The sequence below is a fragment of the bacterium genome (genome assembly GCA_024226335.1).
Lineage (GTDB): Bacteria > Myxococcota_A > UBA9160 > SZUA-336 > SZUA-336 > JAAELY01.
Map to the genome: position 1 here is coordinate 1 of JAAELY010000370.1, position 6,193 is coordinate 6,193.

At 64.1% G+C, this 6,193-nt stretch carries 3 protein-coding genes; 1 reads left to right on the plus strand and 2 read right to left on the minus strand.

What is annotated here, in order from left to right; translation table 11 throughout:
* Positions 1-273, minus strand: a 273-nt coding sequence (locus tag GY725_19185; protein MCP4006310.1) for a hypothetical protein, incomplete at its 3' end; no start/stop codon positions are given.
* A 204-nt stretch (positions 274-477) separates the two neighbouring features.
* On the opposite strand from GY725_19185, the gene GY725_19190 reads away from it, so the two are divergent.
* Complete coding sequence (locus GY725_19190) at positions 478-3,087, plus strand: sigma-70 family RNA polymerase sigma factor (GenBank protein MCP4006311.1); 2,610 nt, start codon at positions 478-480, stop codon at positions 3,085-3,087.
* Between the two features lie 390 nt (positions 3,088-3,477).
* On the opposite strand, the gene GY725_19195 is transcribed toward GY725_19190, so the two are convergent.
* The gene (locus GY725_19195; protein MCP4006312.1) at positions 3,478-5,193 is read right to left on the minus strand and encodes a hypothetical protein; all 1,716 of its coding nucleotides are present in this window, start codon (positions 5,191-5,193) and stop codon (positions 3,478-3,480) included.
* Between the last annotated feature and the right edge of the window lie 1,000 nt (positions 5,194-6,193).

Sequence of the window (6,193 nt, forward strand, 5' to 3'; positions counted from 1 at the left end):
CAGGAGGTCGAGGTGCGGATCGCCTGCAACGTCTTGAACCGGATGTTCGAGCTGGGTCGGCCGACATCGGTCGCGATTGCCCGCTGACATCGTCGGGGATGAGGGGGGCTGGCCGCTTCGTGCGATCCGTGCAACAACGCCCTTCCACGACGCGATCGCCTCGGGCGTGAGCCAGATGGTGATGTCGCCGCGCCGGTCCAAGCTCCGCTCGTACTCGGGCCAGTTGGTCACGCGGTACTTGGTCTTGTACTTGGGGTGGACGCGTGAGTTCATGCCGTCAGGATGCCGGCAACGACGAGCCTGCCGCACGGATCGGCCCCGGGAGCCTCCCAAACGATGGTCGGGCGCCGGGTTCGTGCACCAACGCCGCCGTTCGGGCCCATCGGGTTCGTGCGGTCGCCCGTGGCGGTTTCTTTGGCTTTGCCGGGATAGGATCGGATGCGGCGGCACCAAGGGGGTGCCCTTGGCTGCGCGACCATGTCCTCGAGAACCTCCACCAACGCCGACGAACTACTGCAGCACGTCGGCTGGGTACGCGCCCTCGCGCGGCGCTTGGAGCACGATGCGGACGCCGCCGAAGACTTGGCCCAAGATGCTTTCATCGTCGCTCTCTCGAGTACGCGGCCGACCGAGGCGCCCGTGCGGCGCTGGCTCGCTGTCGTCCTGCACAACCTCAGTCGAAGCGCGCGGCGCGCGAATCGGCGGCGGAGGACGCGGGAGGATGCTGTTCGGCGGCCGGACGAGAGCGTCGACACGTTCGACTTGGTCGAGCGAGCCGTGAGTCAGCGTGCACTCGTCGATGCGGTACTCGCGCTCGAGGAGCCCTACCGCACGACACTGCTCGAACGTTACTTCGAGGAACTCTCGAACGAGCAGATCGCACGGCGCGGTGGCGTGTCGGCCTCCACGGTCGCGACGCGCTTGCAGCGTGGGATCACTCGACTGCGCGCGCGGCTCGACGCGCAGGACGGCCGGCGGGGACGTATGGCAGCTTTGTTGCCTCTCGCGCGTTGGCGGTCCGAAACGGCCCTGCCCATTTCCTCTCAACTTGCCAGTGCGCTACTCATGGCTACATCGACCAAGTTCCTGGCTGCGGCGGCGGTGCTTGCAGGCCTCGTTGGATTCCTCTATCTGCGCTCTCCTGAAGCGGAGAGCCTGGACGCGTTGACCGCCGCGACGGGCTCGGGAGCAGAAGCGCAGTTGGACGAACTCCTTGTGAACGCGCCGGCTGCCCGGGCGGAAATCGAGAAGGAAACAGCTGCTGTCACCACGGTTGTGGCGGCCCGTTCGGGATTGCCTGCAGGCCATCCTCCGATCGACAGAGCTTGGCGCAACACGACTGCGCTCTTGCGCGGAGTCGTCGTCGATGCGCAGGGCCTTCGCCTATCGGGGCTTGAGGTCGCTCGCCTGGCGGCGGACGCGCAGGCTCTCCAAGGAGTCACGGTGCTCGAGTTCGATGGGGAGTCTCCGGTACTCGTCACCGACGCCGAGGGCCGCTTCGAGATCGAAGCAGACCGCGGGCAGCTCTTCGCCGTTCGTTCCGATGCGTGGGCCAACATCGTGGTCGCGGGGCTGGCGATGAGCCCTTTCTCCGATCCGGAGCCAGGCGCCGAGGCGCGTGCGATCGTCGTCGCTCCGAAGATGCCTGTCGCGGGTCTGGTCGTCGATCAAGATGGGGCGGCGATCGAGGGCGCAATCCTGCACTTCGTTCACCCGGACAGCGCCTTCCGCGACGTCGGGGCGCTGTTCGGTTCGGGTTGGCAACGGCCCCTGAATGCGCTCACCGACGCGCTCGGAAGATTCGAGTTCAGTGACATCGGTGACATCGACGGTAGTCGCATACGGGTCCGTGCGCTCGGCTACCCGGCGATCTGGGTGGGAGTCACCGCTGGCGGCGATGGGGCGCTACGCATCGTACTCGAGCACCCGCCAGGTGGATCGACCGCGATCGCGGGACGTGTGTTGCATGCAGACGGGCGTCCGGCCACGGACGCTTGGGTCTCGGCTGGGCAGGCTACTGGGCGAACGGACGCGGACGGCTACTTCGTCGTCGAGTCGGCCGGGCTGATGCCGCCGAAGTTGGGCTCGAGTGGTCCGACTAGTGAAACGCCGATCACGCTCGCGGCGGTTGCCGAGAGTGGGGGAAGCGCGCGACTCGTGCTACCGCCTTCGGCACAACGCGACACATGGCCGGATCCGATCGTGCTGCTACTGACTGAGCACGACCTCTCCTTGAGTGGGCGAGTCGTCGATGAGGCCGGCAATCCGCTCGAACTCGTCGGCGTCCGACTCGCGGATCCCTCGCCGTTCGGATGGTTCGAGGTCGCGCCGGGCGCGTCGGGCTTTCAGTACAAGTCTCTGGAGGACGTCGTGTCCGGTTCAGATGAAGTGCGTACGGACGCCGACGGGAACTTCGTCCTGCGCGGACTGGTGGACCGCGACTATCGAGTCGAAGCGAACCTGCCCCTCGCGATGCTGCGGGTCGAGACTAAGCCGCTGCGCGCCGGGACGAGCGGTATCGAACTTGTGCTCGATCGGAACATCCTCGGGCGACTCGCTGGGCATGTTGTCGATTCCGCCGGTGCGCCGGTTCCGGGCGTCACCGTGATGGCGGGACGGCGCGAGAGCGCGAATCGGATGGGAGGCTTCGCGCTCGGGACGCCCGTGGTGACCGATGCCGACGGGGAATTCGCGTTGGAGAACATCGCGCCCGAAGGCCTGACGCTGCGCCTCACCGGAGACGCGATCGTTCCGGAGATCGGAAGAGCGTTGCCCGAAGGCTCTGACCTCGAGGACCTCGTTCTGACCGTTGGACGTCGGTGCCAATTGGTCTTCGAGTGGGGGGAGTGGGGCGGGCGCGCGGACACCGCTCGGTTGTTCGATGGACAAGGGGCAATCGTGCCGATGGCCAACGTGGGCGCGAATGGATTCGGACTGCGGGACGAGGTCATCGTCGGATCCGGAACGTCGCGGCTCTTGGTAGCCTCCGACGCGACGGCGAGCGCGGTCCTCTTCAAGGGGGAAGAGGAGGTGGCACGCGTCGCCGTTCGGCTCGTGCCCGGCGAACTCGTAACCGTGAGCTTCTGACGGCGCGAACTTCACGGATGCGGTGAGCGTGACATTCCTTTGATGGATGCAGCGCCCGCGCAAATGGGACGCAACTGAGTTGCGATCACCCTCGAAATCGGCCTTCACCACCACGCACGGCCATATGCTCTTCGGACCTAAAATCCGAAGGGCCAAGCGCGCAACCCGGAACGCTGGAGCGGTGACACGCGCGACTGGACGCGCGTCGAGACCGTGACGCCCAACCCAGCTCCCGAGCCGAAGGAGGTGATCCCGGCGTAATCGAAGAAAAGGAGGCGGCAACTACCTTGACACCCCCGGTGTCAGGATAGTTGCCGCCCGAGCCCATCGACGTGGGCGTGGTGCTTGGCCGAGCTATGGGTGGTTCTGATAACCCGAGCTATGAAATCTTCAGAAGCTCACGCTCACGCCATCCGTGAAGTTGTTCGTGTTGCCCGTGTCTCGATACCAGCACTGGAAGTTCCACGTCTGGCCAGCCATCACGGCGACGGGGGACGGGCTGATCGGGATCGACCGAAGGTCCACTTGTGCCCGCCCTGTCGGCCCAAGGATGATCTGGCTGTTGAAGCGTGCGATCGGGATGGCCAAGCAGATGCAGCCGGAACTAGACGGGGGACAGAACATGCCCTGGGTCATGCTGGCAAGGAAGTAACCGAACTGTCCGGCCGGCAGCTGGTCCGCCACGAGGATCAGGCACTCGAGCCTTGCCATGGTCGGGCTCCAGGCGAGGATCGTGCCCGGTTGACCCGTGCTGTTGTTCACTGCGGGCCCACAGTAGTTCGTCCCGACCTGGCCACCCCAGTTGCAGGCTCCAGGGCCTCCATGAGCGCCTATGTCCGTGCTGGCAAGACCATGGGAGGGCGGGATGCACACGTCGCCAGAACCAGTTCCCGCGTCGACGCAGGGAGACGAAGGCACGATCGTCAGATCGCAGATCCCGGTTCCAGTGCCTTCAAACGCCGGATTGAAGTTGATGTTCCCCGGTCCTGGGTAGATGGGGCTGCCTTGAATGCAACTGTACTCGGCAGTTACAGTTCCGGCGAGTTCATCGCTCCCGTTATCGAATACGATCGAATTTCGGATTGTGAGAGAACCTCCGGTACGCCGCGCACCCTCGCGATTACCGCGTGCGATAGTACAGTTCTCGAGGGTTGCGGTGCCCCCTGCCACGTGGATCCCGCTACCGTTCGGGACCGTTATCGGAATACCTGCCTGGGCGGATGCACTCACGGTGTTGCCCCCTAAAATGCTGTTGCTCATCAGCAGCGTGCCCGAGCCGAGATAGAAGCCGCCTCCCAGCGCTTGGGCCGTTGCCGAGACATGTCCGCACCCGGCCACCACCACCGACAAGGCGGTCACATGGTTATCGGCAATCAGGCAGTTTTCGACGCTGTAGGTTCCATTCTCAACGCGCACGCCACCTCCGCGACCAGTCGCAGTGTTCGAACATCCTTGCCATCTCGCGAAGACTGTGTTGTTCGTGATCGTGCAGCGCAGGAGTTCACAATCACCGCTGACGAACACTCCTCCGCCGAAGCGATTGGTACTTATGGCCTGGGCGGGATTCACAGCATTCCCATCGATGAGCGTATCTTCAATACGAAGAGTCAGACCAGCGGTGAGACTTGCGTTGATTCCCGCGCCGTTACCGGAGACCGCTGTGTTGTTCACTATCTCGCAATGCCGGATGGCCGGTGTGCTGTCGACGATGTTTAGTGCGCTGGCATCCGCACCTTCGATGCGGCAGTACTCAAAAACAGAGCCTGGCGGCGTGTTCTGAAAGAGAATGCCTCCCCAACCAGCAGGCTGATTACTCGTGAAATAGATCGGGGAAGCTTCAGTGCCAATTGCCGAAATAGTGGTCTGAACAGTGATCGTGACGCCAGGATCGATGCGCACGCAAACGCCGGGCAGGATCGTGAGGCCATTGACTGTGATATTGCCTGTTACGCAATAGACGCCCGGCACCCAAACACCCGTGACAGCGCCTCCCGGTATATTGGTGCAATTCCCCGTACACTGGCCATGCACAGAGGGCGCTGAGAGGAAGGACAAGGCAAGGAACGGCGCAAGAGCAAGGAGTCTTCGGATTGGCAGGCTGTTCATGTTGGTATCCTGGTTGATGCTCCTTCACTGCCACGGAGTCAGGGACCGGCCGGAGTCTGGTGGGTCGCGGTGCGACTAGAAGGGCCCTGAGAGGCTACCGGAAAACCCATCTTTTTTGCGGGTGGGGAAGCTAGGAGATTTCCCGCTAGCCAGTTCAGGCTCGAGGAATGGAGGTCGCAGTAGGACTGCTCCGTTCCCGCACGATCTCACCCTACGGCCGCGCCGCAACGCACGGCAGGAGCACACGAGGCGCATCGGCGCGATGGTCGGATGGCGGCCGAGTACTACCGTCCTCTTTGCCCGAACCGCGATGCATCGCCTGCGCAAATGACACGCAACTGAGTTGCGATCACCCCCAAGATCGCCCTTCCCGAACACGTACGCGCACCCACACATCGGACTTAAGACCCGAAGGACCAATGGCCCTTGGGGGGCGAGTCCCCCCTTCCCTATCATTGCGAGGCACGTGTTGTCCGGTAGCGTCCGCTGAGGTCCGGTAGCGTCCGGGGACGGATGCTTCGGCGACGCAAATACGACGCAATAGGGCGATTGCCGATCAGGCGATGGGTTGGGGCTTGCGCAAGAGGCTCGCTTGTCCGCTGGCGTGCGGTGAGGTCCGGAGGCGTCCGATGACGGGTGCTGCGGGGTGACGTGCGCGTCACGTTCTGGATTCGCGTATTCGACTTGCTGACGGGGCGGAGCAGAGCGACATCACGGTCGTGGGTGGTCACGACGAAATCGACGGTGGCGTCCGGCTCGTGCTGTACCGCAAGGGCGATGGCTCGGTGCCCATCGTGGAGTGGATGGACGGTCTGACATCCGGGGCGCGGGCCAAGATCATCGTCCGCTTGGAGCGCCTGGTCACTCGCTGGCACTCGATCCGGCCAACCCATGCCACGATGCCCTTGCAAGTGGCCCGACGATCTGGGTCGCAGTTCAGGTTGGCCGCGTCGCGAGCACCTCGACGGCGCGCTCCGCTTGCATCGCGCCCCATCCCCAC